This window comes from Hymenobacter humi, assembly GCF_042665855.1.
Taxonomy (GTDB): domain Bacteria; phylum Bacteroidota; class Bacteroidia; order Cytophagales; family Hymenobacteraceae; genus Hymenobacter; species Hymenobacter humi.
The window spans coordinates 2826708-2852939 of the sequence record NZ_JBHTEK010000001.1 but is presented as its reverse complement, the minus strand read 5'-3'; the positions used below and the strand labels follow the sequence as shown (position 1 = coordinate 2852939).

The window sequence follows — 26232 nt, the reverse complement described above, 5'->3', positions numbered from 1 at the left end:
TTCGAAGGTAGGCTTAAGCGCCCCAATAGAAGGCCGACATCCCGCATTATGGTCGTGCTTCGGAACACTCGCCGCCGGCCAGAAGTTGACTTTAACATCCGTATATTTCGCCTTATTCCAGAATTAGTACGCTTATTTCGGTATCCAATGCCCTTTTGCCTTTTCCGGCCCGGTAGCCCGGCGCGGTTTGCTTTTCTGCTGCTGTGCTGCTGGCTGGCAATGGCGGGTACGGCCCGGGCAACGCACATCGTGGGCGGCGAGATGGAGCTGGTGCACACCACCGGCGACGCCTATACCCTGCAGCTCAACCTGTATTTCGACGCCGTGAATGGCAGCGCCACCGCCCTGGACGGGCAGCTCACGGCGAGCATCTTTGAGAAAGCCACCAACAAGCGCATGGCCAACGTGCTGCTGCCCTGGTCAGCAACACGTTTGTCAACTACACCAACCCGGCCTGCACCAAGCCCACGCTGAGCACTCGGAAGATGCTGTACAGCAAGACCATTACTCTGGCGGCCAACACCTACGACAGCCCCCAGGGCTACTACGTGGCCGTGGAGCGCTGCTGCCGCAACAGCTCCATCAGCAACATTGTGTCGCCCAACTCGGCGGCCCAAACCTTTTACCTGGAGTTTCCGGCCGTGGTGCGGCGCGGCCAGCCCTTTGTTGACTCCACCCCGCGCATTGCCCCGCCGCTGGCCGACTATGCGTGCATCAACGAGCTGTTTTACTACGACTTCGGGGGCCAGGACGCCGACGGCGACTCCCTGGTGTACGACCTGGTGACCCCGCTCAACGGGCATTCCGATTCCAACGAGCCCAAGCCCACCGCCGCTGACCCGGGCCCGTACCCGCCCATCACGTGGCTGCCACCGGCCCCCGCTACCCCGGGAGCGCCCGCGCCGCCTCCGCTTAGCACGCTCAACCAGATACCGGGCGCGCCTACGTTGAGCATAGCCCGGGCCACGGGGCGCCTCACGGTGCGGCCCACCAGCCAGGGCCTGTTCGTGTTTGGGGTGCGCTGCTCGGAGTACCGCAAGGGCGAGAAAATCGGGGAAGCCCGCCGCGATTTTCAGCTCATGGTCCTCACCTGCCCCACCAACACCAAGCCCAATCTGGCGGTGCTGCCCGCTCCTACTGGCAACGTACGCTACCGGCCCGGGCGCGACACCCTGCGGCTGGCCCCGGGCACGAACCATTGCGTGCGCCTGCGCTTCACCGACCCCGACCCCAACTCGCGCCTTACGCTGTCACTTAGCCCGGTCAATTTTTCGGGGGTAATGCCCAATTTCACAACGGCCTCCTCGGGCGCGGTGCGCATGGCCGGGGCGCCCGATACGCTCACGGCCACGCTGTGCTTTCCGGAATGCATGAACACGGCGGGCCGGGTGTTTCTGCTGGACGTGGTGGTGGGCGACGACGGCTGCAGCCTCCCCAAGCGCGACACAGTTCGGGTGGCCTTTGTGGCGGTGCCGCCGCCCAACTCCGCGCCCACCATTGCCACCACGGCGGGCCCGGCCCTGCCCCTGCGCGTGCGTGTAGGAGACCTGGTGAGCTTCGAAGTGAACGGCGCCGACCTCGACGACCCCGTGCGCCTCGAGATGGCGGGCAAGGGATTCAGCCCCGCCGACCTCGGGGCCACGCTCTCGCAGGGCACCGTGGGCAACCAGCAGCGCGGCCGCTTCACGTGGCGCGTCGATTGCCGGTCCGTAAGCAGCGACTCGGTGCGCACCTTCGAATTTACGGCGGCCACCTCGCCGTGCAGCACCCGGGAGGCAGTCACGGTGTCGGTGCCCGTCATTATCCAATACGCCAACCGGGCCCCGGCCCTGCTTTCTGACTTACCACCGCCCAGGCCCGGCGAGGCCATTCCGGTGGTGGAGCTGCCGCTGGGCCGCGTGTTCACGGCCACGTTCACCGGCACCGACCCGGACCGCGACGGCCTCATGCTCACGGCCACCGGCACTACCGAAGACGGCAAAGAAGGCTTTGATTTAACCACGGCCGGCATGCGGTTCGACACCCGGAATGGCTCGGGCGTGGCCAACGGTACCTTCACCTGGGACGTGAGCTGCCTGGCCGCCAACCTGCACCGCAGCCTGGTGGTGACCTTTCGGCTCATCGACGCCACGTGCACACCGCTGCCGCAGTTTCAGCGCGTGCGTCTGCAGGTGAAAAGCCCCGACTCGCTGGCTGTGAAGCTCTACAACGTCATCACGCCTAACCGCGACGGGCTAAACGACGAATTTAAGTTACCCGACCTGCCGCCCAATTTCTGCGACGTGCAGTTCACCAACATCAAAATCTTCTCGCGCTGGGGCCAGCAGGTATTTGAGTCGCCAAACCGGGATTTCCGCTGGCCCGGCCAAGGCACCGGCGGCCTCTATTACTACTACGTCACGTACACCGACGGACGCAAGTATCGGGGCTGGCTGGAAGTCAGGCCGTAAGCAATGCCCCGGGTTCGGTCTTTGGCCCAACCAAAAAGAGGCGCCGCTAAGCATGCTTAGCGGCGCCTCTTTAGCTCAACTCAGTACGGTTTCCCCTAATACATAAACAGGAACACGGCAAACAGCACGACCCACAGGATATCGATGTAGTGCCAATAGGTGCCCAGCAAACCCAGTTGGCGCCGATGGTAGGGGTTGCGAATGAAAACCAGGGTGCGCACGGCGTCGCGGTCGGCGTGCATGACGCGCAGCAGCAAGGCCAGCAAAAACAGCATGCCGCCCAGCAAGTGGGCCACGTGCAGGGCCGAAATCAGGTAAATAAACTGGCCGCTGCTGCTGCTGGCGGCACCCTGAAACGGCACTCCGCTCGTCATCACTCGCGCCAGCCCAGCACCTGCAGGCCCGCAAATATGCAGCCCAGCACCAACGTGGCCCCAAGGCAGCGCCCGAGGCTGCCCAGGTCATCCTGGGCGTAGAGGCGGGGCGCCTGCGCAATGGTGTAGCTGCTCACCACCAGCACGATAGTGCTCAGCGAAAAGTAGCGCGGCAGCGCGTGCAGGCCCGTGGGCACCCCGCTGCGCAGCCGGGCGCTCACGTACGCCACCACCAGCATCAGAAACATAACGGTGATGCCTAGCAGCGCCAGGTACAGCGCCATCGTCAGCGGAGGCATGCGCTCGATGCGGCCGAATGGCGAGGGACGCCGCCGGGCCCCAACCTGGTTTTTGTGTTCGTGTTCGGAGTTCATCGGGTGGGCAGAGGATGTACCCTACTCAACTAATCGCGGGGGAATTAGTTGCAGCTCCCACCGATTTGAACCGCCAACCTCCACAGCCCGGATGGCCTACCGAAAGAAGGAGCCAATTTTTCCCAGCACCGCGTTCAGGGTGATTTTGGGGGTGCGCTGTACGCCAAATGTGACGTAGGTTTTGCCCGCCACCCGCAAATCGAGCACCCAGCCCAGGCTCGCGGGCCAGGTCGTTGATTTGCTGCATGGGGTCGGGGCCCGGCGGCTTGGGCACTTTGGGCGTGCCGGGCGGCTTGGGCGGGCCGGCCGTGAGCTCGTCGAGCACCTGCTGGCTGGGAATATTGAGGATGAGGTAGGTGCCGGAGGCGGCAAGCTGCAGGGCGTGGCCGTTCCAGTGCACGACCAGCTGGGCCTCGATTTCGAGGGTACTAGGCACCTTGCTGGGAGGGGCTGGCCGGCAGTTGGGCTGTGGCAGTGCTCGCCGACTGCTCGCCGCGGGTGCGAATGCGTAGCGTGCCGTTCAGTTTCCAGGTGGCTGCCGAGCCGTTGGGGCTGGGCACCTGCACCTCCATTTGTTCGAAAGCGCAGCTAAGTTCCACGCCGCCCGAGAGCTTGTTGAGAAGAGAAGCGGCCGTATCGGCCCAGTTGGCAGCGGAAGAATCAGGCATGGGAGCGGGTGTTGAGGTTATAATGGCGAGTGTGGGTGGCGAAGCGCAAACGCCCCGGACAGCTGCAAAGTACGGCCCTGCGCCTGCTAACGCAACGAAAAGGCCGAGGTTGCCGGGCATGGTTCCGGCTTTTTTGCCGTGTACCTTGCCATTGATTAGCTTTTCCCGGATTTCTCCATGCTCCTTTCTCCCCTTCCGGCCGCGCTCACTGCAGCCCTGCTGCTCCTGACTGTGGGCGCCGGCCGGGCCCAGCCGGCGCCCGATACGGCGCGCCCGCCCCGGCCCGCAGACGTCTCCCTGCTCACCTTCGAGAAAATCGCGGCCGACTGCGCGCATCCGTTTGGGCTGCGTGAGGGCCAGCATCTGGAGTACCGGCTGCAGGATGGCAAAGGCAAAACCACCGGTACGTGGCGATACCGCGTGCTCAAAATCAGCACCGACACCAGTACGCCCAAAAAGTCCGACCCTGTTCAGACCACCAAGGTGTTGCTCAAAAGCGGCCTCTACGACCCCACCAACCACTTGATGGCCCAGCAGGACCTTACCTACTTCTGCCGCCGCGACACCACGTTTACCGATGGCCTGGGGCACATTAATTACGGCAGCCTGAAGTCTTTCCGCGACCGCCGCCTGGCTTACCAAGGCACGCCACTGGCCTGGCCCCACCAGCCGGCGGCCGGCAGCAACCTCGCCGATGGCGGCGTGGTCGTGCAGGTGAGCAGCCCCTCAGTGGCCATCGCCAAAGTCATAACCACCCTGCGCCAGCGCAAGGTGCTGGCGGGTGGCCCGGTGTCGGTGACGGTGCCGGCGGGCACGTTCAACTGCTACGCTGTAGAAAGCCAGCGCGAGGTTTCGACCGCCGCCCGGGCCGACCTCGTGCTCAAAAGCAGCGGCCGCGAAGTCGATTATTACGACCCGGCCGTAGGCATCATCAAAACCGAAACCTATGACAAGGGCGGCAAGCTGGTGCAAACCCGGGTGCTCACCAAGCGCTAGCCCTGCACCCTTGGCTCAACTAATCGAGGCCTAAATAATGGCCCAACCAGTTTCTCCTTGCGGCCCACGCAACAAGCTAAAGCCCTCGGTTTGGCCTAACACCACCACCGCGGTTTGGGCCGCTAGCGCCCAACCGGCCGGCGCCGACGTGGCGGGTGAAGTCAGCAGCTCGGTGGCCGAAGCCAGCACCAGCCGCCGAAGCGGCTTGCCCACCGCGCCCACCACCGCCTGAGCCGGCACATACCCTACTTGGCCAGTAGGCGTTTGCACCCGCAGCGAAGCGCCGTGCTGGCCTACGACCAGTAGCGGTAACTGCCTGGGCAGTCGCGCAATGGCCGGCAACGTTTTATCAATTCCCGGCATTTGGTGCAGCAGCGCTTCGGCCCGCAGGCGCACGAATTCGCCCCGGCGGTCGGGCCCTGCGGGCAGCGCCGAGAATGCCGCGGGCCGGCGCACAAAAGGAAACGGGTCGACGGCGCCCTGGCCGCTGCGGTAAATGCCAAAATGCAGGTGCGGCACGGTGGTGCGGGCATTGCCGGTGTTGCCCACTAGGCCCAGCGTGTCGCCGGCGCGCACCCGCTGGCCGGGCGTCACCAGCTGCTTGTCGAGATGGGCGTAGTAAATATGGTTGCGGTTGGCGACATCGGCTAGCCACACCACGCGGCCGCCAATGGGCGTTTCGCCGGTCCTGGTAATAAAGCCGGCAGTTGCGGCCACCACCGGGGTGCCGCGCGAAGCCATGATGTCGATGCCTTCGTGCTGGCGGGCGCCGGCGTCGCGGGCGGCTCCCCAGAAGCTGCCCACGGCGGCATCGGTCCGGCCCAGTACCGGGAAGATGCTCAGGCTGGGCTCACGGGCCACGCGCAAGGTGTATCGCCCGGCCGCCAGCAGCTCCGGCTGCACGCGCAGCAAGTGCTGCCCATCGGCATCGGCCTGGTACCGGAAGTCCAGGGCCACGGTATCGGCACTGGCCAGCGGCACGGGCAGGCGCCCAGGCACTACCTCAAAGGCATCCAGAAATACGCGCGCGGCGGCACCCGCGCCCAGGGAAAGCGTAACGTGCACCTGCTCGCCGGCCCGCACGGCATAGCAGTAGCTCGCCGCTCCGGGCTGCTCGGGGCGGAAATAGCCCGTTTCGGCAAAGGGAAGCGTTACGACCAGCGAATCACGCAGGGCCTGGTCGGCGGCCGCGAGCCAGGCGCGGCCGGCGGGACGGCGGTCGAGGCCCGCCTGCTTGAGCCTGGCGGGCATAGGCCAGGTGCGGGGTCGTTTTTGGAAGATGGCCTGCAGGCTCTGCTGCTTGCTGCAGGCGCTGAGTACCAGCACCGTTCCGCACACCAGCGGCCAAAACCATCCCCAAAGCGGCTGTTTCGCCAGCCGCTGAGTATTCTTATCCATCTTGATAACCATGGCTTTTAAACACCTTCGCGAGTCGGCTGGTTCGGAAGCCGCGGGGCCGCATCAGCCCAGCAACTCGCAGCCCTTCCCCGCTGCCCGAGCTGCCTGCCAGCTGCGGCAGCGGTAGTGCCTAAGCTGGGCTGCTACCTTTATGGCCCCGTTCCTGCCCAATCCTCTTGCCCATGAAGCTCATCGAATGCCCCCGCGACGCCATGCAGGGCCTGCCCGAATTCATACCCACCGCCACCAAAATCAACTACCTGAACGCGTTGCTTAAGGTGGGCTTCGATACACTGGACTTTGGCTCCTTCGTTTCGCCCAAGGCCATTCCGCAGCTGCGCGACACCGCCGAGGTGCTGGCCGGGCTCGATTTGACGGCCTCGAAAACCAAGCTGCTGGCCATCGTGGCCAACCTGCGCGGCGCCGAAACCGCCGTGCAGCACCCCGAAATCAACTACCTGGGCTTCCCGCTTTCGGTATCCGAAACCTTCCAGCGGCGCAACACCAACCAATCTACCGCCGAGGCCCTCACTGACGTGGCCGCCATGCATGAGCTGTGCGAGCGCACGGGCAAAACCCTCGTCGCCTACCTCTCCATGGGGTTTGGCAACCCGTATGGCGATGCCTGGAGCCCGGAAATAGTGATGGATTTCACGCAGCAGCTCGCGGCTATGGGCGTCCGCATCGTGGCGCTTTCCGATACCATTGGGGCATCCTCGGCGGCCACCATTGCCCCGCTTTTCTCCGCCCTCATCCCCGCTTTTCCGCACATCGAGTTTGGGGCGCACCTGCACACCACCCCCACCACCTGGCACGAAAAAGTGGCCGCCGCCTACGAGGCCGGCTGCCGCCGCTTCGACGGGGCCATTGGCGGCATCGGCGGCTGCCCCATGGCCGCCGACCAGCTCACCGGCAACATGGCCACCGAAAACCTGCTCAACTTTCTAGCGGAAGTTGGGCTGGAATCCGGGCTGGATTTAGCCGCATTTGCCCGGGCGCGGGAGGAGGCAGCTGGCGTATTTGCGTTTCATTAATACCTGATTCCATGGGCGCTACCGCCGACATCTTCATCCCCTGCTTTGTCGACCAGCTGTACCCCGCCACTGCCCTGAGCATGGTGAAGGTGCTGGAGCGCGTGGGGGTCACAGTGAACTACAACCCCAACCAGACGTGCTGCGGCCAGCCGGCTTACAACGCCGGCTATCACCCGCAAAGCCGCAGCGTGGCCGGGAAATTCCTGCAGGACTTTGCGGCCCCGTCCGAAGCGCCGCGCTACGTGGTGAGCCCGTCGGCCTCATGCGTGGGTATGGTCCGCAATAGCTACTCCGAGCTCTTTGCGGGCACGGCGCAACTCAGCGCCTGCCAGGCCGTGCAAGGCCGCACCTATGAACTAACCGAATTTTTGGTGGACGTGCTGGGCATCACGGCCATCCCCGGGGCCCGGCTGGATGGCAAGTACACCTACCACGATTCCTGCTCGGCTCTGCGCGAGTGCGGCATTCGGGCGGCCCCGCGCCGCCTGCTCGACGGCGTAGCGGGTCTAGAACGCATCGAAATGGCCGAAACCACCACCTGCTGCGGCTTTGGGGGCACGTTTGCCGTAAAATTCGAGGCCATTTCGGTGGCCATGGCCCAGCAAAAAGTAGAGCACGCCCTCGACACCGGCGCCGACTACCTAGTGAGCACCGACGTGAGCTGCCTCATGCACTTGGAAGCCTATATCAGGAAAGAGCAGCTGCCGCTCAAATGCCTGCACATCGCCGATGTGTTGGCCAGCGGCTGGTAAGCTCAGCCACCGCACCGCAAAAGAGCGGGGCGGCTCCACGCTCCCGTGAGGCCGCTCCGCTTGAGGTCATTGTAGCTCTAGTGGCTGAGTGGTTAGTTCGTCACGACCAGGCGCGAGTTCTGCGTGCCGCAGCGCACCACATAAACACCGGAGCTGAGCCCCGCCACCGACAGCGCAGCCGTGCCATCGGCCTGCACCGGCGCATTGGCTACCGCTGCCCACCCATATTGAAGAGCTGAATACTGGCGCTGCGTGCGCCCTGCACCAGGACAGTAGCGCCAGCCAGCGCCGGGTTAGGGCAACTTGCAGAGCGCCGAACTCTACGGATTCAGCCCAATCTCCCGACAAAGTAGCCACCGGTGAGTACGACGCTTTGCCGTCGGTATCGACCTGGCGCAACCGGTAATACACCGTGTTAACCGCGTAGCGGGCCAGGTTAGGGTCGGTGTACTGGTAGGTCTGGGCCTGGCTGCTGTTGCCTTTCCCTGACACCTGGCTCAACTCCGTGAACGCACGGCCGTCGTGGCTGCTTTCGATGGCAAAGAAGGCGTTGTTTTTCTCCGAAGCCGTAGCCCAACGGAGTACAGCGGCGGTTCCCTGCTGCTCGGCCGTGTAGCGGCTGAGCACCACCGGCAGCGGGGCAGCCGCACGGCTTTCGAGCGCACCAATATTGCCGGTGGCAGAAAGTTCGGGCGTGGGGTTGCCCACAAAATCGCGCGGACCGGGGCTGACGTTGAACTCAGCCTGCAGGTTGAGGGCAGCGCCCAGCACCGGGGAGGCGGGCAACGGCGAATAAGTGGCGGAGCTGCCCAGCAGCCTGCGGGTCGGCGCTCACGCCGGTAGCACGACCATTGGAGAGTTTTTCCTGCCCGGTGGCGGCGCGCCAGGCGTCCAGGTCGGCAAAGCTTGCGCCGCCCCACTGCATCACCATGGGGGCGCCGCTGCTCCAGTAGAGGTTGCCCTCCATCCGAAGACCGGAAGTGGTAACGCTCGTGACCAGGGGCATGCCGTCGGTGGTTTTCAGCACGTTGTTGCGCAGGGTGATGCCGCTTACGTCGCCGCTCATCACGTACAGGGCGCGCGGATACGAGCCGTTTGCGGGACGGCTTACCAGCACGGTGTTGTTGTGAATAGACGCCCGCTGTATGCCGCCGTTCGAGCCCGAAGACCACAGCGTAATGGCACCCTGGTTGTCCTTCTGGGCGTCGTTTTCGCTCACGTTGTATCGAATGGTCAGGTCCGTCATCGGCGGTGCCCCCGGGTATTGGGCCAGCAGGTAGCCCGGCCCGCCGTTGTCGTGCGAGTAGTTGTACTGCAGGATGGAGTTGGTGCAGCCGCCGTCGATATCGAAGCCGCCGCCGTCTTTGGTGGTGCCCGAGCTGTTGTGGTGCGACTCGCAGTTTTGAATCACCAGATTGTTGCAGCACCAGCCCCAGATGCCCACCGGCCCACCGCTTTGGTTGGCGTTGAGCCAGCCGTTGTGGTAGGCCTCGCACTTTTCAATCAGGGCGCCGTCGATGCCGGAGAGCACGATGCCGTTGCCGGTGTGCGTGTTCGTAACATCGGTGCGGCCCGAGTTGTCGTAGGCCTTGCAGTTGCCCACGTACCAGTCGTGGTGGGCGGCCAGGCTTTCGGCGTAGGACGCCAGGCCGGCTTCGCCGTTGGCGTAGGTGTTGCAGTTCGTGATGCGGACGTCGGTGTAGCCGCTGGCACCTTTCCAGCTGCCGATGAGAATGCCCGTCTTCTGGTAGCCGCTCACCTCGAGGCTGTCGAGGCGCAGGTGGCGCAGGTGCGTGTCGGCGGTACCGATGTAAAATATTACCCCGAGCCTGCTGTTGGAAAGCCGGCCGCTGCCCACGAAGGCCAGGCGCCGCAGCTCAATCCCGGCGTTGTTTTCGCCATAAAACCCGAACGAAGTGCCGCTGGAAATCGTGGCCCGCCCGGCCCCGTACGAGCTCAGCACGATGGGCTGCGCCGGGGTGCCCTGGCTGGCGGCCTGCAGCCAGATGCCACCCTGAAAAGTTTGCCCGCCTTCGAACAGCACCCGGTCGCCGGGCTGCAACGTGGCGTTGTTGACGCGCGCCGTGCTGCGCCAGGCCGTACCCACGGAGGTCCCCGCCAGGGCGTCGTTGCCGGTTGAGCTTACATAGTAAGTTGCCGCTGCAGACGGAAATATAATTGACAACACAAGGAGTGAGAGAAGTATAATTTTCGCCATAATCTAACTATTGTGAAAAACTCGTTCACAAAGCTACACTAAGCGCATCTTATTAAAATATTAATATTTACTCAGCTTTTTTAGAATTAATCAAGAATATTCAAGGAATATAGTTCAAAAGACAATTTCAAGTAAGTTATGCCATGTAATTGCACTCCTTCGGTTTGAGTGCAAAAAGCGAAATAGCCGTATTTGCATTGATTTTGAGCCAGTAACCTCGACTTGGCAGCTTTGAGACAACGGCTCAGAAATCCGCATTACCAACCTTTTATACATTGCTGTATTTCAATCAATTGCTGACAACCAATTTCACTTTAAAGCTGTTCAAGATATAGATTTTATTATATAACTGTTTTGCGATTGAACCTGCTTTTCAAAAGGGCTTCCTTACGGCCAATCCTTCTCACACATTTAAGGTGCTCAGAAGCTCAGCGGTACTGCAATCCTTCCACGGCACCGGATATATCCTGGGGAAGCAGGCATCTTTGCGCCTTGCAACGCTTAAACGGGTTTCGACTGGCGTTGCGCTCCTTTCCTTGACCTCTTTTGTGCAGTACTATTTATCAGGCCGCCTCTCCCAGCATCTGCTGTGGCTGGCCTGTGTGGCTGGGGCAGTGGGGCTGCTGGCATCACGGGCAGTGGTGGCGCTGGCGCCCCTGGTGGGCTTCGCGGCCGTGCTGGCTAATCCTGACCTGAAGGCGTCCCTGCCCCGGTACTTCCGCAATGGCGCGGCCCTGCGAGCGGCAGCGTTGTACGGGTTTGTGGTGCTGAGCGGCGTGTATACCAGCGAGTGGGCTACCTGGCGCCACGAGCTGTACCGCGGGTTGCCGTGGCTGGCGGTACCGCTCGCTTTTACGCTGGCGGTGCCGCTAGGGCGCGGCAGCGCCTGGTGGTGGGCAGCGTGTTTGTGCTGGGCGCCGGGGCCGTGGGCCTCGCTACCCTGGGCCAGTACCTGATGGACCCGGCCCGCGCCAATGCCGCATTTGGCATTGGGCAGAACATGCAGTCCATCACGCTCATGTTCCACATCACGTTCGGCGTTATCCTGGCTCTGAGCTTTTTCTGGGGGCTGCTGTTGCGGCGAGAGGCGCTGGCAGCGCCGTGGCTGCGGGTGGCGCTGCTGGTAGCTGCGGCCGCGGCGGCCCTGGTGCTGCACGTGTTGGCGTACCGCACGGGGCTGCTGGTGTTTTATGTGGGGCTGCTGGCTTATGCGCTGCGGGCCCTGGGGCAGCGCCGCTGGGTATGGGGGCTGGCCTTGCTGCTGCTGCTGGGGCTGGGGCCGTGGGTGGCGTTCCACTCGCTCGAATCGGTGCGGCAGCGGGTCGATGCCACCTTGTACGACGTGGAGCAGTACACCCAGGGGCACGACCTCAACAACTTTTCGCTGTCGCGGCGGCTGGTGGCGGTAGAAACAGCCCGGGTCATCATCGCGGAGCACTGGCTCTTCGGAGTGGGCCCGGCCGATACCCAGGCGGCCATGCGTGAACAGTACCAGTGGCGGGACTTTGGCCTGCGGCCCGCCAATCGGGTAGAAGTGCACAACCAGTACCTGCAGGCCCTGCTGGGCGGCGGGCTGGTGGGCCTGGCGCTGCTGCTGGCCGTACTGCTGGGGCCTTTTGCGCAGGCCCGGGTGCGCCGCAACCCCTACATCGGCTTTTTTGTCCTCATCCAGGGCACTGCCATGATGGTCGACTCCGTGCTGGCCCTGCAAATTGGGCTGAACTTGTTCGTCTTCGGCTATGGCTTCCTGATAGTGGCAGAAGAAACAGCCAGCAACGTGACTGCAGCTGCTAATCAGCTGCCGTCACAAGTGCAGCCAGCGCCAATAGTTAGCACACGACGAGAGCGATAAGTTTCACGACCAATAGGTTTCAGAACGAACACTGCTAAAAACAAAGCCACCGTGGAGCAGCACCCATATGGCGGATGATGCTCCACGGTGGCTTTGTTTTTAGCTCAATATCAGCTCAATATCATCGAACCTAAAGTGCCTTTCTGATTCGGTCTTTCAGGCCCGGGGTGGCTTCGAGCAGCGGCAGGCGGACGGCAGCGCCACACACGCCCAGGGCTTCCAGCGCGGCCTTCACGCCCACGGGGTTGCTTTCTTCATACATGAGCGGGTTGAGGGGCAGCAGGCTGAAAAGGCCCTTGCGCGCGGCGGCAAAATCGCCGGCCAGGGCGGCGCGGGTCATCTCGGCAAAGCGCTTCGGGAAGGCATTGGCCAGCACCGAAATGATGCCTTCGGCCCCGCAGGCAATGAGCGCGGGCGTGAGAATGTCCTCGCCCGAGAGCAGCAGAAAATCGGCGGGCGTGCGGGCCGCGATGGCCAGGCACTGGTCCATGTTGCCGCTGGCTTCCTTAATGCCGATGATGTTGGGGTGCTGAGCCAAGCGCAACGTGGTTTCTGCGGTGATGTTGGACGCCGTGCGGCCGGGCACGTTGTACAGGATAATCGGCACGGGGCTGGCATCGGCCAGGCGCTGGTAGTGGGCAATGAGGCCGGCCTGGGTGGGCTTGTTGTACGCCGGGCTGGCCGAAAGCACGGCCACGATACCGTCCAGGTCGGTGGTGCGGAGCAGCGCCTCGGCTGCCGCCGTGTCGTTGCTGCCGATGCCGTATACCAGCGGCACCCGGCCGGCCACCTGCTCCTTGGCAATGCGCAGCAGCTCAGTTTTTCGGCCGCGGTGGTCGTGGGCGATTCGCCGGTGGTGCCGTTCACCACAAGGTACTCCACGGTGCCTTCGATGCAGAAATCCAGCAGGCGGCGCCATCCGGCGTAGTCCACCGCAAAGTCGGGGGTGAACGGGGTGACCAGGGCGACGCCCGTGCCGTAAAACGCAGGAAAGCGCGAGCCAGAGTTGTTCATGCAGGAGGTTAGGGGTTAGTTTTGTACAAAGGTAGGGGCGAGTCGCACGCGTCCGGCATGCCGCCGCTGCCTGCCTCACCCATTTTTTAGCTGCCTGCTCCGGCGGACGCGTGCGACGCGGCCCAACACCCATGAAACTTTCCTCTGCTTCCCTCCTGCTGGCTGCCCTCGCCGTGGCTGCCTGCGATTCCAAAACCGCCACTACCGGCGAATCGGCCGTGAGCGCCGCCACCCTCGGCAACGTAGCCGCCGCCCCGGCCGAGGCCGGTACTTCCGGCACGCGGGCCACCGCTACCGACGAGGCCAACGCCACGCCCGCGCCCGACCCCACCACCATTCCGGCCAGCAGCGCCGGCAATGCCGCCGCCATTCTAGCCCGGCCGCAGGTGCCCATCCTGTGCTACCACCAGATTCGCGACTGGACCGGCCGCGACTCCAAAGGCGCTAAGGATTACATCGTTCCCGTAGCTCAGTTCAAGGCCCAGATGAAGATGCTGGCCGACTCGGGCTACCATACCATCCTTCCCGACCAGCTCTTCGCCTACATGACCACGGGCGCCAAGCTGCCGAGCAAGCCCATCATGCTTACCTTCGACGACACCGACCTCGACCAGTTCACGGTGGCCCGCCCCACCCTGGAGCAGTACGGCTACAAGGCCGTGTACTTTGTGATGACCGTGAGCCTCGGCCGGCCCCGCTACATGAGCAAGGCCCAGGTGAAGCAGCTCTCCGACGAGGGCAACACCATCGGCTCGCACACCTGGGACCACCACAACGTGAAGAAATACCAGGGCCAGGACTGGGTGACGCAAATCGAGAAGCCCACCAAAACGCTGGAGGAAATCACCGGCAAGAAAATCAACTACTTTGCCTACCCCTTCGGCCTGTGGAACCCCCAGGCTTTTCCTGAGCTGAAAAAGCGCGGGTTCGTGGCTGCCTTCTCGCTGGCCGAAAAGCGCGACCAGAACGACCCGCTGTTTACCATTCGCCGCATCATTGCCAGCGGCTACTGGACGCCGCGCACCCTGCACAACAGCATCGAGCAGTCCTTCTAGCAAGCAGCAGCTCCACTTCTTTTGGGACAAGCCCCGGCCGTTTTCGGCCGGGGCTTTTTCGTGGAGCCCCCAGGGCCGGCAGCTCAATTATCACTTCCTCACTACCCGCCCCCAATAACCCAACAACGCAACTTCGGCCGGGCGCCTATGCAATAAATTCTGGCTTTTCTCAGCAAAAAAACCCGGCGCACCGGGCTTTTCTGCCGTAAGCGAAAGGATTAACCATCCGCTTAAGTTGATATGTCAAGAACTATAATCGTTTCTAACCGACTGCCTACCAAAGTCCAACGCACCGACGACAGCCTCACTTTCCAGCCCAGCGAAGGCGGACTGGCCACGGGGCTGGGCTCCATCTACAAGGCCGACGGCAACGTGTGGGTGGGCTGGCCCGGGCTGTTTGTGCAAGACGAGGCGGAAGAGGGCTATGTGCGGGACCAGCTGCTGGAAGACAGCATGGCCCCGGTGTTTCTGACGGAGACCGAAATCACGGACTACTACGAAGGCTTCAGCAACTCCACGCTGTGGCCCACCTTCCATTATTTCGCGCAGTTTGCCACCTACGAGGATGCGCACTGGCAAGCCTATGTGGCGGTAAACGAGAAGTTTTGCCGGGCGGTGCTGGCCCAGGCCGGGCCCGACGACACCATCTGGGTGCACGACTACCAGCTGCTGCTGCTGCCCGAAATGCTGCGAAAAGCCCGGCCCAACGCCACCATTGGCTTCTTCCTGCACATACCGTTTCCCTCCTACGAGCTGATTCGGGTGCTGCCCTGGCGCGAGGAGCTGCTGCGCGGCATGCTCGGCGCCGACCTGATTGGCTTCCATACCTTCGGCTACATGCGCCACTTTCTCAGTGCCGTGTCGCAGCTGCTGGGGATGCCCAACCAGAACGGGCAGATTGAGACGCCCACCCGCACGGTGGTGGTCGATGCCTTCCCCATGGGCATTGACTACCAGCGCTATGCCGAGGCCGCGGCGTCGGAGGCAGCCAAGGTGCACTTTGCGGAGTACCGCGAGGCCCTGCACGATGTGCGCGTCATCCTGAGCATCGACCGGCTCGACTACACCAAGGGCATTGCCCAGCGGCTGCGGGCCTTCGAGCAGCTGTTGCTGCGCTACCCCGAGTGGCGCGGCCAGGTGAGCCTGCTGATGGTGGTGGTGCCTTCCCGCGACCAGGTACCGGAATACGCATCCCTCAAAGTGGAAATCGACGAGCCTGGTGGGCCGCATCAACGCCCAGTACCGCACCATCGCCTGGAACCCGGTGCACTACTTCTACCGCTCCTTCCCGCTGGAGGAGCCTGGCCGCGCTCTACCGCATGGCCGAGGTGGCGATGGTGACGCCCATGCGCGACGGCATGAACCTGGTAGCCAAAGAGTTTGTGGCCTGCAAAGCCGACCTTTGCGGTGTACTCGTGCTCAGCGAGCGGGCCGGTGCGGCGCGCGAGCTCTCCGATGCCCTCATCATCAACCCCACCGATATCGGCCAGCTGACCGAGGCCCTGCACGAGGCGCTGGTGATGTCCGAAGAAGACCAGGCAACGCGTATGACCAGCATGCAGGCCCTGGTGCGCAAATACGATATTTTTGCCTGGACCAAGCTGTTTATGGACCGCCTGGAATACGCCAAAAAGCAGCAGCTCAGCCTGGCCACGGCGTTCCTTACCCCGGCCAATTCCCAACAGCCTGGTGCAGGAGTACCAGGCCGCCGGGCAGCGCTTGTTGCTGCTGGACTACGACGGCACCCTCGCGCCCTTCCACCCCAACCCCCAGCGCGCCCAGCCCGACCAGGAGCTGCTCCTGCTGCTTCGGGCCCTCACCGACAACCCCCAGAACCGGGTGGTCATCATCAGCGGGCGCGACCGGGCCACGCTCGAAAAGTGGATGGGCCACCTGCCGCTCGACTTCATTGCCGAGCACGGGGTATGGCTGCGCAAGGCCGGCGACGAATGGAGCCTGTTTCAGGAGCTGCGGGCCGACTGGAAGACGGACATCCGGCCGGTGCTGGAGCTGTACGTGAACCGCACGGCGGGCTCGTTTATCGAAGAGAAAGACTACTCGCTGGTGTGGCACTACCGCCGCGCCGATTCTGAGCTGGGCGCCAGCCGGGCCCGCGAGCTCACCAGTCACCTCACCTTCATTATCTCAAACACCGACTTGCAGGTGATGGAAGGCAACAAAGTGGTCGAAATCAAGAATGCCGGCATCAACAAGGGCACCGCTGCCGCCCGCTGGCTCAGCACCCACCAGCCAGATTTTATCCTGGCCCTGGGCGATGACCGCACCGATGAAGACACCTTCCGCGCCATGCCGCCGGAGGCGTACACCGTGAAAGTGGGCAGTGCGCCCCGCTCATCGGCCCGCTTCCACGTGCCAGGCACCCTGGACGTGCGCAACCTGCTGCGCAGCTTGCTGTAGGTTACCGCCCCAGTGTGCCTTCTGCACAAGCGGGCAGAATGATGAAAGTCCGTTCTGCTCAAATGGCGCCCGCGCAGCCGGTTGAACCTCACCCCTGGCCCCTCTCCAAAAGAGAGGGAGCCTGCCTTAACCAAAACAGAAAGCCCCAGTTCAAATTTGAGCTGGGGCTTTCTGTTTAAAATTGAGCTAAAGCTTGCTCCGCCGTGGCTCCCCTCTCCGTGGGAGAGGGGCCCGCCCCGTAGGTAGGGGTCACGTGAGGTTCTGCTGCCAGCGCGAACACAAGACGAGCAGACCCTTGCTTGCCGCTTACACGAAACCTGGACGGTCGAGCTTTTTGGCGATTCGGTAGGCCGCATTCATCAGCCCAACGTGGCTGTAGGCCTGTGGGAAGTTGCCCCACTGCGAGCCGGTTTTGGCGTCGACGTCTTCACTGAGCAAGCCCAGGTGGTTGGTGTAGCTGATGAGCTTTTCGAATTCCCGAATGGCGTCATCGGTGCGGCCCACCACGGCCAGGGCTTCCACGTACCAGAAAGAACAGATGAGGAACGTGGTTTCGGGCGTGCCGAAATCGTCGGCGTGGCGGTAGCGGTAAAACAGGCCTTCGGGGGTTTTGAGCTCCTTTTCCAGGGCTTCGAGGTGGCGGCGGGCGCGGTCGGAGGCCGGGTCGAGGTAGCCCATCAGGATGAGCTGCAGGGTGCTGGCATCGAGGTGCGGCGAGCCGATGGCGTTGGTGTAGGCGCCCAGGCTCCTCGTTGTAGCACTGCTCGATGCGGCGGGCCGCTTCCTCGTTGAGCTCCGTGGCCATGGCTTCCATCCCTTTGTTGCCCAGGGCCTGGGCCATCTTGCGGGCGGCGTGGCTGCCGGCCCAGTGAAACAGGTAGGTATAGCAGTGGTACTGCGCCAGGTTGCGGAATTCCCACAGGCCCGCATCGGGCATGTCCATGGTGGCCCGAATCAGGTTCAGGGCCTCGTACATCAGCGTTTCGGGGTTGGTGCGCTCGGGGTCCACAAAGCGCTGGTCGACGTAGAGCGGCAGCAGCGCAACCAGCACCTGCCCGTACACGTCGTTCTGCACGTGGGTGTAGGCGTCGTTGCCGATGCGCACGGGCTGGTTGCCCAGGTAGCCTTCCAAATCCAGCTCGTGCTCCACCAGCTCGAGGCCCCGCTGATGCCGTACAGCGGCTGGTACTTGCCCTTCACCTTGGTCGAAATGTTGGCGATGTAGTGGAAATAGCGCTCCATCTCCTCGAAGTGGCCGATGTTGTTGAAGGCCGTGAGGATGTAGTAGGTATCGCGCATCCAGCAGTAGCGGTAGTCCCAGTTGCGGGTGCTGCCGGGCGCCTCGGGCAGGCTGGTGGTGCTGGCCGCGATGATGGCGCCGGTGTCTTCGTACTGGTGCACCTTCAGGGCCAAAGCCGAGCGAATGACCTGCTCCTGGTAGAAGTTGCCGATGCTCATGCTTTTCACCCACTTGCGCCAATAGTCGATGGTGCTGCGCAGGAACCGTTCGGCGGTGCTTTCCAGCGGGGCTTCCAGCGGCGCGCCGTAGGTGAGCACCATGTACTTGGGCTCGTTGAGGGCAAAATCTTCCTCATCGAGCACGTACGTGAGCGGGATGTTGGTGGTGAGCCGGATTTCTTCTTCGACCCCCAGAAAAGCAATGTGGTTGGAGCTGCGCCGCCTGGTGAGTTGCTTGCTGCCGTACTCGCCCACCGGCTCGCAGGTCACGCGCACCCGGGGCGAGCCGCTCAGGGGCTCCAGCTTCCGGATAAACATGAGCGGCTTGTAGTACCGCTCGTACTGCGAAAAGCGCGGCGCATAGTCCGTGACGCGGTAGCGGCCGTCCACGGTGCTGATTTCGGTGCACAGCACGTTGGTGTTTTCCAGGTAATACTGGTCGGAAGTAAACGCACTGCCCGCCGCGGGCAGCACGCTGAATTCGCCACCTTTGCGCGTATCGAGCAGGCTGCCGAACACAAAGCTGCTATCGAAGCGGGGCCAGCAGAGCCAGGCCACTGACGTGTCTTTTCGGATAAGGGCGAGGAAGGCACAGTTGCCAATCAGCCCCATTTCATAGGTGTGTTTCGTCGGATTCGGCGTGGGCAGCAAGGTTTCAGCAGTCATACTATGCGAGCGGGTAAGTTGAAGGGCCTTCCTAAGCAGCACAGCCAGGAGGCACTAACCAAAAAGACCCGGCAGCCACCTGCCGGGTCTCTTAGAAATACGCCGGAATGCGGCCGGGGTTATTTATTCGTTAGTGGACGACCATTGCTGATGGTCCTGGGATTACGGGTTGCCGCTTTATCCTGCTGTCTGTCATGCTTCCTTCATCAGCCTGACAGACGTCAGAACACCTCTTTCAACAGAAGTTATTTAGCGCCCGCCGCTTTCAGGTCGCTGTAGCCGCCGGCGTTGGTAACGGCCCTGATGCCTAGCTCCAGCATCAGCGCCGAGGCGCGGCCGCTGCGGTTGCCCGAAGCGCAGTACACCACGTAGCGGCCTTGGGGGTCGAGCTTCCGGAGCTGCTGCTCAAAGTCGGGCGCCCGGAAATCCAGGTTTTGAGCGCCCTGCAAGTGGCCGGCGGCAAACTCGGCGGGGTGCGCACGTCGAGCACCGTGGCGCTGGGGTCGGTGAGCAGCTGGGTCGCAATGGCCACGTCCACGGCGGGCAACGGCGTAGCTACTTTGGCGTTCGGTTTGGAGCCAGGGCCTTTCGCCGCCGGGTCCTGAATGGCCACTTTCGATTGGTGGAGCACCACCACAAACGGGTAGTCGCCCTTCATCTTGCTGTAGATGGTGGCCTCGTAGTCGGCACCCTGGTAGCGCACGGCCTCGCAGCCGGGGCAGGTCACGGGCTGCGGGGCCAGCTTCTGGCTCTTGAGCTCGCTGCGCAGCTCCCGCACGCACGAGGCCTCGGTAGTTTTGAGTACCACGTCCTGGCCCGGGCGCTGGGCCCGTACCACGAGGCGGGATTCGGCCACGGTACTGCCCGCGGGGGCCGGCGTGGTCCAGGAAACTTCGCGCGAGGTTGGCGTTGAGCAGTTATACGTCCACTGCGGGAGGTGCTTGCTCACGGCTTGCGGCGTGGTCAGGGCCGTGGATTCGGCTCCGATGGCCAGCAGGTCGGAAAGGCTCAGGCACTGGGCCTGCACCGAAAGCGATGTGGCTCCCTGGCAAAGGAGCAACAACAATAAAGTAATAATTCGCATGGATGGGAAAATAGAGGTACAATATCGGCAATTAAGTCGGTAGACAAAAATTCAGCCGGATTTGCCAGACCCCTATAATCTCTGAAAAACACTATATTATCCACTCCCGGCCCTGCGTTGCGCCATTTCAATTTATTGAGCTAAAACTTAAAATAAAGAGCCTTGCAGGCCGGGCCCGGTCGTGGCTGGCCCAGCACCTTCTTCCGTAGCAGGTGCTTCGTCGGCTGCCGGCGCTTCGTCGGGGTTGGGCAGGAGGGCCATGAGTTCTGCCTCCGAAATAATGGGCACTTTCAGGGCCAGGGCTTTCTCGCGTTTGGCGGGGCCCATGTTGTCGCCGGCCACCAGGTAGCTCAATTTCTTGCTGATGGAGCCCGTGATTTTGCCGCCGTTGGAAATGATGAGCTGCTGCAATTCGTCGCGGCTGTGCTGCTCAAACACCCCGGAAATCACAAACGTGAGGCCCGCCAGCCGGTCGGAGGCCGGCACGGGGCTTCGCCGGTCACGGCGAGCTGCACGCCGGCCTGACGCAGGCGCTCAATCAGCTCAATATTCTCGGGCTGCCGGAACCAGTGGGCCGCGGCCACGGCAATCACCCCGCCTACCTCGGGCACGGCGGCCATTTCCTCGGCCGAGGCGGCCATCAGCGCGTCGATGGTGCGGTAGTGCGCGGCCATTTTCTGGGCCACGGTTTCGCCCACGTAGCGGATGCCGAGCCCAAACAACACCCGCGGAAACGGCACCTGCTTGCTGGCCTCGATGCCGGCAATGAGGTTGTCGATGCTCTTCTCACCCAGGCGCTCCAGCGTCACCAACTCGGGCCGGCGGGCGGGCAGGTCGTAGATGTCGGCCGGCGTGGTTACGATGCCCAGGTCGAAAAATCGGCCCACGGTTTCGGCGCCCAGCCCGTCGATGTTCAGGGCTTTGCGGGACACGTAGTGCTCGAGCCGGGCCTTGAGCTGGGGCGGGCAGCCGCGCTCGTTGGGACAGCGGAAATGCGCTTCGCCTTCGGGGCGCACCAGCGGCGAGCCGCAGGCCGGGCACTCCGTGGGGTATTGGATGGGCACGGCGTCGGCCGGGCGGGCGCTCAGGTCCACGCCCGTGATTTTGGGGATGATTTCGCCGCCTTTCTCCACGTACACGAGGTCACCAAGGCGCAAGTCGAGCAGGCCTATCTGATTGGCGTTGTGCAGGGTGGCGCGCTTCACCACGGTGCCGGCCAGCGGCACGGGCGTGAGCATGGCCACGGGCGTGACGGCCCCGGTGCGGCCCACGTTGTAGATAACCTCGTTGAGCCGGGTGCGGGCCGCTTCGGCGGGGTACTTGTAGGCAATGGCCCAGCGCGGGCTTTTGGCGGTGTAGCCCAGCTGGTCCTGCTGGCGCAGGTTGTCGACCTTGATAACGATGCCGTCGGTGGCCACGGGCAGCTCGTGGCGCTGCTTGGCCCAGTAATGCACAAAGTCCAGCACCTCGGCGATGTTGGCGCAGCGCCGCCAAGTATTGGACACTGGCAGGCCGTAGCGCGTGAGGGCCTCCAGGGCCTCGCTGTGGCTGGTGAAGTGCCGGCCCGGCGTGAGCAGCGAGTAGGCATAAAACCGCAGCTTGCGGGCTGCCACCTGGGCCGAGTTCTGCAGCTTGAGCGTGCCGCTGGCGGCATTGCGCGGGTTGGCCAGCAGGGCCTCGCCGTTCTGCTCGCGCTCGGCGTTGAGCTCATCAAAAACCGGCAGCGGCATAAATACCTCGCCGCGCACCTCAAAGTCGGTGGGCTGGTCGGGGCCGGGGCGCAGGGCCAGCGGCAGGGTCTTGATGGTGCGCACGTTGGCCGTCACCACGTCGCCGCGGGTGCCGTCGCCGCGGGTCACGCCCTGCACCAACTGGCCGTGCTCGTAGCTCAGGCTCATGGCCACGCCGTCAATCTTGAGCTCGCACACGTAGCTGTAGGGGGCGCCTTCCAGGCCGCGCTGCACCCGCTCGTCGAACTCGCGCAGGTCGTCTTCCGAGTACGTGTTGCCCAGGCTGAGCATGGGGTAGCGATGCACGGCCGTGGGAAACTGCTTGGTGATGGTGCCACCCACGCGCCGGGTGGGCGAGTTGGGCTGGGCCAGGTCGGGGTGCTGGGTTTCGAGCTGCTGCAGCTCGGCCAGCAGGTGGTCAAATTCCTGGTCCGACACCTCGGAAATGTCGTGCTGGTAGTACTGGTAGTTGAGGTGGTGCAGCCGCTCGGCGAGGGCCGCGATGCGCTGCTGCGCGGAAGAAGAATCGGACATGAGCAGGGAGCCGGAGGCGGCCAAACGGGTCGTTTTAACGGATAGCGCAAGCTACGCCAGCGCTTCAATACGGGTTGTAAAACAAAAAAGGCCACCCGAGCGGGCGACCTTTCTAGTACTGTCAAAATCAGCAGCTAACGGCTAGTCCTGCACCAAAACACCGTCGGCCATAAAAGTGAGCTGCTGCTCGTCCTTCGTAATAGCGGCCACGTCCTGAGCCGACTTGCCGGCGTCCTTGGCGTAGTGCTGCAGGTCGTCTTTGGTTACGGTGCTGCGGTGGGCCCAGCCGCTCACCACCACGTTGTGGCCGTTGAGGTCTTTGGGCACAAAGAAGGCGTAGTCCTTGAAGCGCACGCGCATTTCCTTGCCGTCGGCCGTGGGCAGGGTCATCCAGCAGCCTTTGGCCTGGCACACTTCTTTGGCCTTGCCCACCAGCTTAACTTGAGCTGAATCGCGGGTGCCGAGGGCCGTGGCCAGGGCGCTCATGGGCACGGCACCTTCGGGGCCGATGGCCGCGCCGTAGGTCTGGCCGGGGGTAGCAGGCGGCACGGCGGTGCTGGGGCCTTCCTCGCCCTCTTCCAGGCGCTCGGTCGAGTCGTTCTCATCGCCCGGAGGCACTTCGGAGTTGTGGCCCTGCACCTCTTTCTGCGACCCTTCTACCGGCAGCACCGGATTGATAGGAGCCGACGGCACGAAGCGGAAATAAAGCAGAATGACGGCCAGAACGGCTAAAAAAGAAAGCAGGTATTTCATAAAGCAGGAAAAGAGAATGAAGCAATAAGCAGCTACAGAGCCGAAGGTTAATGACAGAAACGAAGGTCCCTGCCCTATCGGCCCGCTACCAATTAATGGGCAATCACCACGGCTTTGCCCAGCTTGCGCACGTAGGCCATGCGGCGCTCGGACCCACCGGCGCCGGTAAAGTCGAAGGCCACCGTGGTGGGGTCTTCGCGCAGGGCCGACCAGGTTTTGGTGTCGACTTCGGCGGGCTGCTCGGTGCCGGCGGGCACCGCCGGCGAGCTAAAGCGGCCGTCGGCAAAGAAGGAATTCATGCCCTGGAGAATGGCAATTTCTTTCTCGCGCACGCTGGCGGCCTGCGGGTCGGCCAGGGCGGCTTCGGTGAGCAGCGCGCGCGCCGGCAGCACCTCGTGGCGCAGGGTGTCGCCCTTGCTGCTGGTCACGATGAGGTGGGCCTGGGCATTGAGCACGCGGGCCCCGCGCAGCTGCAGAATGAAATTATCCTTGGTGCTGGGGTCCGAAAACGTGTGGGTGGTGCTCACGGTGTTGAGCACCGTTTTGCTGCTGATGCGCGTACGGTCGCCGGCCGTGGGCGGCGTGTAGGTGGTACGCGGGTCCACCGAGGAGTTGCTCACCTCCCGCTCGGTGCTGACGCAGGAAGCAAGCTGAAGCGTAAGCCCCGCAGCTACCAGGGCCAGGGCAGGAAATTTCAGAGAAGAGGTTTTCATATAAAGGTGTGGCTCAGAAAGTAAATCGGCGCACGAAGGTAAGGTGGGAAAAAGCTGGGCAAATATTAACCCGTAATATTTCTATGGCCCCGCAACGGGCATTTTTACGCTAAAGCCTGAGCAATGGATTTGCAATTACGTCGAACCGCGTTCAGAACAGCCCAACTTCTACCCCCAGCAACCAGCGCGGCAGCTCGGGCCAGGCCGCGTAGCCTTCGCCAAACGCCGCCGACAGCCGGTAGCGCCCCACCAGCGCGTAGCGGTCGATGCCCAGGCGGGCGCCCACGCTGCCGGTCCAGCGCCGCAGGTACGGCAGGCCGCGCTCAGTGGTTTCAACGGAGCCAACGCCGGGGCCGGGCTCGTCTTCGGTGGTGTGCTGGGTGCCGGCCACCCAGCCGCCCCCGGCCAGCAGGTCGAGGTAGCTGCCCACGGCGTTGCCGCGGCGGCCGGCGTTCAGGCGCAGGCTCGCTTCGGAATACAGCTGGTGCAGGCCCAGCCGCTCGCGGCGGTGCAGCGCGGGCGTGGGCACGGTTTTTTGGGCATTTTGAGCCAGCTCGTAGCGCTGATAAGCATAGCCCAGGTCCAGGTTCAGGGCCACGGCCTGGGTGAGGCGAAACTTGAGCCGCCCGCCCGCGCGCAGCTCCGACGACCCCAGCCCGTAGCGCAGCCCCGCCCCGCGCCCTGCCGGGCCCGCCACCAGCCCATAGCCCACGTAGGCATGCCCAAAATAGCTGCGGTTGGGCCCAAAGGCGGTTTTCACCGTGTCGTCGGCCACGTCGGCCTGCACCAATACCTGCTGGGCCCGGGCACTGCCGGCCAGTACGCCAGCGGCCAGCAGCACGACTCCTGTACCCAGCAGCCGGGTTCGGCCCGTCACAATTACCAAGTAAAGCTTGCTCATTCCGAATACGTCCCGGTATAGCCTTTGAAATGAACCCGCAGCACCTCCCCGCCCTGCAGCAGGCGGCGGGGCACCTGCACTACCAGGCGCTGGCTCACGGCGCGGGTTTCGTAGCGGTGCAGCACGCCGCGGCGGTCGGCCAGGTTCCAGAATAGGTAGGCGGGGTAGTTGGGCTCGGGCAGCGGCGCTGCCGGGGCACTGCCGGCCGGCACGGGCTGCTCGCGCCCCACCGAAGGCACCGTTCCCACGGCCGGGCCCTTTGGGTCGGGTGCCAACGGGGTCACGTGTACGGCTACGTCGCTTTGCTCCACCATCAGCGGGAGCATTACCGCCGGCCGAAGCGCCGCCTCGGACCGAATAATGACGGCCACCAGACTGTCGTGAGGCACAAAGTCGAAGGTCGGCCCAACGGCCACGGGCGGCGGGGACCCGGCGGGCGGCGCGAAATGTGCGAAGCGCGGCCGGCCATAGCCGTGCGCATAGTCAAAATATGGGTACAGCTCGGCCGATTTTTCCAGTCCCTGAAAGAGCTGCATAGCCGTGAGCTGGCGGTGCTGCTGCCACAGGCAGGCCGCGAGCCCCGCCACCAAAGGCGCCGAAAACGAGGTGCCTTCCAGCCGCTCGTAGCCCTTGGGCGTGGTGGTGAGCACGATGCCGAAAGCGGCCAGGTTGGGCTTGGCCCGACGGTCGGCGGTGGGGCCGTAAGAGCTGAAATCGACGTGCAGGCCCGTTTCCGGGTCGAGCCCGCCGATGGCAAGCACCGAGTCGGCGTCGGCGGGCGTGCCGATGCGCACCCAGTCATTGTCTCCGTCGTTGCCGGCGGCGCTCACCACCAGTATGCCCTTGCGGGCGGCCAGGTTGGCGGCGCGCGAAACCAGGCTAAGGCGCCCGTTCATCTGCTCGGGAAAGTAGCGCTGCTCGGTGTAGGCCAGCGAAGAATTAATGATGTCGACCCCGAGGCGGTCGGCCCATTCGGCGGCAGCCAGCCAGGCTTCTTCCTCGGCGTAGCGCTCCCGGCCCAATTGCTCGGTGCGAGCCAGGAAGTATTCGGCGGCCGGGGCCAGCCCCAGGGCCGGGCCGGGCTCCCCACTGCCGGCCGGCAAGCGGCCGGCAAGGCAGCCCATGACTTCGGTGCCGTGGCTGCCGCCGGCGTACACATTCTCGCGGTTTTTCAGAAAGTCGTGCGTGGCGACAATCCGCTTACTTCTCACCAGTTCCTGGAAAGCCTCGTGCTCCGGCAGGCCCCGAAACCCAACGTCGAACACGGCAATGCGCAGCCCCGCCCGTCGAGGCCGGCAGCGCGTAGGGCTGCCCCTTCGAGGTGCGCAGTTTGGCGCCGCGCCAGCAGGTAGTCATTGGCCGAAATCGACTTGCCTGCCAAGGAGTTGAGCCGGTTTTCTGCGGCAGCTTTCGCCGCGTGCGTCGCAATTGAGCCAATAGCCTGAGGCCAGGCCACGACGCAAGCTATGCCAGGAAGCCGCCGCAATGCAGCGGCCTGCTCCGGCGTGGCCCGGCAAGCAACGGCATTGAACCAGCGGCTCACCAACGTCACGGTGTCGACCGCGACGCGCACCTGGGCCAGATAGTCGGGCCGCACAGGCAAGTCGGTGACCTCGAAAGCCGGCAAATTCTGGCGGGCGCGGCGGGCCTGGGCAGCGGGCGTAAAGTACCGCGCGGGGTTAAACCGGACGCCGGTTTTATCGGCAAAAGTCACCCAGTACCGCGCCGATTGGCCGGGGCCCGGGCCCTGCGCGACGGCCGGCATGGGCAGCCCAAGCAGCGACAAACCC

General features: G+C 63.7%; 27 protein-coding genes and 3 pseudogenes. 11 read left to right on the top strand and 19 right to left on the bottom strand.

Features of this window, described 5'->3' with window-relative positions; all coding sequences use genetic code 11:
• Positions 1 to 147 precede the first annotated feature (147 nt).
• Positions 148 to 474: a hypothetical protein gene (locus ACFQT0_RS16060; protein ID WP_380204263.1), complete on the top strand. Its 327-nt coding sequence runs from the start codon at positions 148 to 150 to the stop codon at positions 472 to 474.
• An 11-nt stretch (positions 475 to 485) separates the two neighbouring features.
• Positions 486 to 2450, top strand: coding sequence for a gliding motility-associated C-terminal domain-containing protein (locus ACFQT0_RS16055; RefSeq protein WP_380204262.1), 1965 nt, complete (start codon positions 486 to 488; stop codon positions 2448 to 2450).
• Between the two features lie 95 nt (positions 2451 to 2545).
• On the opposite strand, the gene ACFQT0_RS16050 is transcribed toward ACFQT0_RS16055, so the two are convergent.
• From ACFQT0_RS16050 to ACFQT0_RS16035, 4 genes are read right to left on the bottom strand one after another with little or no spacing between them, the layout of a single operon-like run.
• The gene (locus ACFQT0_RS16050; protein WP_380204260.1) at positions 2546 to 2824 is read right to left on the bottom strand and encodes a hypothetical protein; all 279 of its coding nucleotides are present in this window, start codon (positions 2822 to 2824) and stop codon (positions 2546 to 2548) included.
• The gene (locus ACFQT0_RS16045) at positions 2824 to 3198 is read right to left on the bottom strand and encodes a hypothetical protein (protein ID WP_380204258.1); all 375 of its coding nucleotides are present in this window, start codon (positions 3196 to 3198) and stop codon (positions 2824 to 2826) included. Before ACFQT0_RS16045 ends, ACFQT0_RS16050 begins: the two co-directional genes overlap by 1 nt.
• Positions 3199 to 3223: 25 nt before the next feature.
• Positions 3224 to 3634 carry a hypothetical protein gene (locus ACFQT0_RS16040; protein WP_380204256.1) on the bottom strand — a complete coding sequence of 137 codons (411 nt, stop codon included), beginning with the start codon at positions 3632 to 3634 and terminating at the stop codon, positions 3224 to 3226.
• The gene (locus tag ACFQT0_RS16035) at positions 3627 to 3866 is read right to left on the bottom strand and encodes a hypothetical protein (RefSeq protein ID WP_380204254.1); all 240 of its coding nucleotides are present in this window, start codon (positions 3864 to 3866) and stop codon (positions 3627 to 3629) included. The genes ACFQT0_RS16040 and ACFQT0_RS16035 overlap by 8 nt, the downstream gene beginning before the upstream one ends.
• 177 nt (positions 3867 to 4043) lie before the next feature.
• Between ACFQT0_RS16035 and ACFQT0_RS16030 the strand changes: the two genes are divergently transcribed.
• Entirely contained in the window at positions 4044 to 4862 is an 819-nt protein-coding gene (locus tag ACFQT0_RS16030) for a TapB family protein (RefSeq protein WP_380204252.1), read from the top strand.
• A gap of 30 nt (positions 4863 to 4892) precedes the next feature.
• Here ACFQT0_RS16030 and ACFQT0_RS16025 read toward each other — a convergent pair whose 3' ends face one another.
• Positions 4893 to 6260, bottom strand: a complete 1368-nt coding sequence (locus ACFQT0_RS16025; RefSeq protein ID WP_380204250.1) for a M23 family metallopeptidase — start codon at positions 6258 to 6260, stop codon at positions 4893 to 4895.
• 182 nt (positions 6261 to 6442) lie between these two features.
• On the opposite strand from ACFQT0_RS16025, the gene ACFQT0_RS16020 reads away from it, so the two are divergent.
• Together ACFQT0_RS16020 and ACFQT0_RS16015 are read left to right on the top strand one after the other, a co-directional pair.
• Positions 6443 to 7294, top strand: a complete 852-nt coding sequence (locus ACFQT0_RS16020) for a hydroxymethylglutaryl-CoA lyase (RefSeq protein WP_380204248.1) — start codon at positions 6443 to 6445, stop codon at positions 7292 to 7294.
• Positions 7295 to 7305: 11 nt separating this feature from the next.
• On the top strand, positions 7306 to 8046 hold the full coding sequence (locus ACFQT0_RS16015) for a (Fe-S)-binding protein (RefSeq protein WP_380204246.1): 741 nt from the start codon (positions 7306 to 7308) through the stop codon (positions 8044 to 8046).
• Between the two features lie 66 nt (positions 8047 to 8112).
• On the opposite strand, the gene ACFQT0_RS16010 is transcribed toward ACFQT0_RS16015, so the two are convergent.
• On the bottom strand, positions 8113 to 8832 hold the full coding sequence (locus ACFQT0_RS16010) for a hypothetical protein (RefSeq protein ID WP_380204244.1): 720 nt from the start codon (positions 8830 to 8832) through the stop codon (positions 8113 to 8115).
• Positions 8786 to 10231, bottom strand: coding sequence for a right-handed parallel beta-helix repeat-containing protein (locus tag ACFQT0_RS16005; protein WP_380204242.1), 1446 nt, complete (start codon positions 10229 to 10231; stop codon positions 8786 to 8788). Before ACFQT0_RS16005 ends, ACFQT0_RS16010 begins: the two co-directional genes overlap by 47 nt.
• Before the next feature lie 581 nt (positions 10232 to 10812).
• Here ACFQT0_RS16005 and ACFQT0_RS16000 point away from each other — a divergent pair.
• Both ACFQT0_RS16000 and ACFQT0_RS15995 read left to right on the top strand, forming a co-directional pair.
• On the top strand, positions 10813 to 11220 hold the full coding sequence (locus ACFQT0_RS16000; RefSeq protein WP_380204240.1) for a hypothetical protein: 408 nt from the start codon (positions 10813 to 10815) through the stop codon (positions 11218 to 11220).
• Complete coding sequence (locus ACFQT0_RS15995; RefSeq protein ID WP_380204238.1) at positions 11157 to 12116, top strand: O-antigen ligase family protein; 960 nt, start codon at positions 11157 to 11159, stop codon at positions 12114 to 12116. The genes ACFQT0_RS16000 and ACFQT0_RS15995 overlap by 64 nt, the downstream gene beginning before the upstream one ends.
• 130 nt (positions 12117 to 12246) lie before the next feature.
• Here the strand turns inward: ACFQT0_RS15995 and dapA are convergent.
• Positions 12247 to 13130 (bottom strand): annotated as a pseudogene (dapA, locus tag ACFQT0_RS15990) (4-hydroxy-tetrahydrodipicolinate synthase).
• Positions 13131 to 13261: 131 nt separating this feature from the next.
• On the opposite strand from dapA, the gene ACFQT0_RS15985 reads away from it, so the two are divergent.
• From ACFQT0_RS15985 to otsB, 4 genes and pseudogenes are all read left to right on the top strand, one after another.
• A complete protein-coding gene (locus ACFQT0_RS15985; RefSeq protein ID WP_380204236.1) occupies positions 13262 to 14185 on the top strand; it encodes a polysaccharide deacetylase family protein in 924 nt (307 codons plus the stop codon).
• 240 nt (positions 14186 to 14425) lie between these two features.
• Entirely contained in the window at positions 14426 to 15526 is a 1101-nt protein-coding gene (locus tag ACFQT0_RS15980; protein WP_380204234.1) for a trehalose-6-phosphate synthase, read from the top strand.
• Positions 15505 to 15747, top strand: a pseudogene (locus ACFQT0_RS15975) (trehalose-6-phosphate synthase); the annotation flags it as partial. The gene ACFQT0_RS15980 and the pseudogene ACFQT0_RS15975, both read left to right, overlap by 22 nt.
• Before the next feature lie 127 nt (positions 15748 to 15874).
• Positions 15875 to 16603 carry a trehalose-phosphatase gene (gene otsB, locus ACFQT0_RS15970; RefSeq protein WP_380204232.1) on the top strand — a complete coding sequence of 243 codons (729 nt, stop codon included), beginning with the start codon at positions 15875 to 15877 and terminating at the stop codon, positions 16601 to 16603.
• Positions 16604 to 16909: 306 nt separating this feature from the next.
• On the opposite strand, the gene ACFQT0_RS15965 is transcribed toward otsB, so the two are convergent.
• The 11 genes and pseudogenes from ACFQT0_RS15965 to ACFQT0_RS15915 form a co-directional block, all read right to left on the bottom strand.
• Positions 16910 to 17281: a glycoside hydrolase family 15 protein gene (locus ACFQT0_RS15965; protein WP_380204230.1), complete on the bottom strand. Its 372-nt coding sequence runs from the start codon at positions 17279 to 17281 to the stop codon at positions 16910 to 16912.
• 133 nt (positions 17282 to 17414) lie between these two features.
• Positions 17415 to 17687 (bottom strand): annotated as a pseudogene (locus ACFQT0_RS15960) (glycoside hydrolase family 15 protein); the annotation flags it as partial.
• Positions 17579 to 18673 (bottom strand): glycoside hydrolase family 15 protein, encoded by a 1095-nt coding sequence (locus ACFQT0_RS15955; RefSeq protein ID WP_380206040.1) that lies wholly within the window; start codon positions 18671 to 18673, stop codon positions 17579 to 17581. The pseudogene ACFQT0_RS15960 and the gene ACFQT0_RS15955, both read right to left, overlap by 109 nt.
• A 299-nt stretch (positions 18674 to 18972) precedes the next feature.
• Positions 18973 to 19509, bottom strand: a complete 537-nt coding sequence (locus ACFQT0_RS15950; RefSeq protein ID WP_380204228.1) for a rhodanese-like domain-containing protein — start codon at positions 19507 to 19509, stop codon at positions 18973 to 18975.
• A gap of 449 nt (positions 19510 to 19958) precedes the next feature.
• Positions 19959 to 20297 (bottom strand): BRCT domain-containing protein, encoded by a 339-nt coding sequence (locus ACFQT0_RS15945; protein ID WP_380204226.1) that lies wholly within the window; start codon positions 20295 to 20297, stop codon positions 19959 to 19961.
• On the bottom strand, positions 20258 to 22075 hold the full coding sequence (gene ligA / locus ACFQT0_RS15940; RefSeq protein ID WP_380204224.1) for an NAD-dependent DNA ligase LigA: 1818 nt from the start codon (positions 22073 to 22075) through the stop codon (positions 20258 to 20260). Before ligA ends, ACFQT0_RS15945 begins: the two co-directional genes overlap by 40 nt.
• A 141-nt stretch (positions 22076 to 22216) precedes the next feature.
• Positions 22217 to 22828 carry a DUF4920 domain-containing protein gene (locus tag ACFQT0_RS15935; protein WP_380204222.1) on the bottom strand — a complete coding sequence of 204 codons (612 nt, stop codon included), beginning with the start codon at positions 22826 to 22828 and terminating at the stop codon, positions 22217 to 22219.
• Between the two features lie 92 nt (positions 22829 to 22920).
• Positions 22921 to 23541: a hypothetical protein gene (locus ACFQT0_RS15930; protein WP_380204220.1), complete on the bottom strand. Its 621-nt coding sequence runs from the start codon at positions 23539 to 23541 to the stop codon at positions 22921 to 22923.
• A gap of 151 nt (positions 23542 to 23692) precedes the next feature.
• Positions 23693 to 24418 carry a hypothetical protein gene (locus ACFQT0_RS15925; RefSeq protein ID WP_380204218.1) on the bottom strand — a complete coding sequence of 242 codons (726 nt, stop codon included), beginning with the start codon at positions 24416 to 24418 and terminating at the stop codon, positions 23693 to 23695.
• A gap of 20 nt (positions 24419 to 24438) precedes the next feature.
• Positions 24439 to 25707 carry a S8 family serine peptidase gene (locus ACFQT0_RS15920; protein ID WP_380204216.1) on the bottom strand — a complete coding sequence of 423 codons (1269 nt, stop codon included), beginning with the start codon at positions 25705 to 25707 and terminating at the stop codon, positions 24439 to 24441.
• The gene (locus ACFQT0_RS15915; RefSeq protein ID WP_380204214.1) at positions 25650 to 26228 is read right to left on the bottom strand and encodes a hypothetical protein; all 579 of its coding nucleotides are present in this window, start codon (positions 26226 to 26228) and stop codon (positions 25650 to 25652) included. The genes ACFQT0_RS15920 and ACFQT0_RS15915 overlap by 58 nt, the downstream gene beginning before the upstream one ends.
• Positions 26229 to 26232 lie beyond the last annotated feature (4 nt).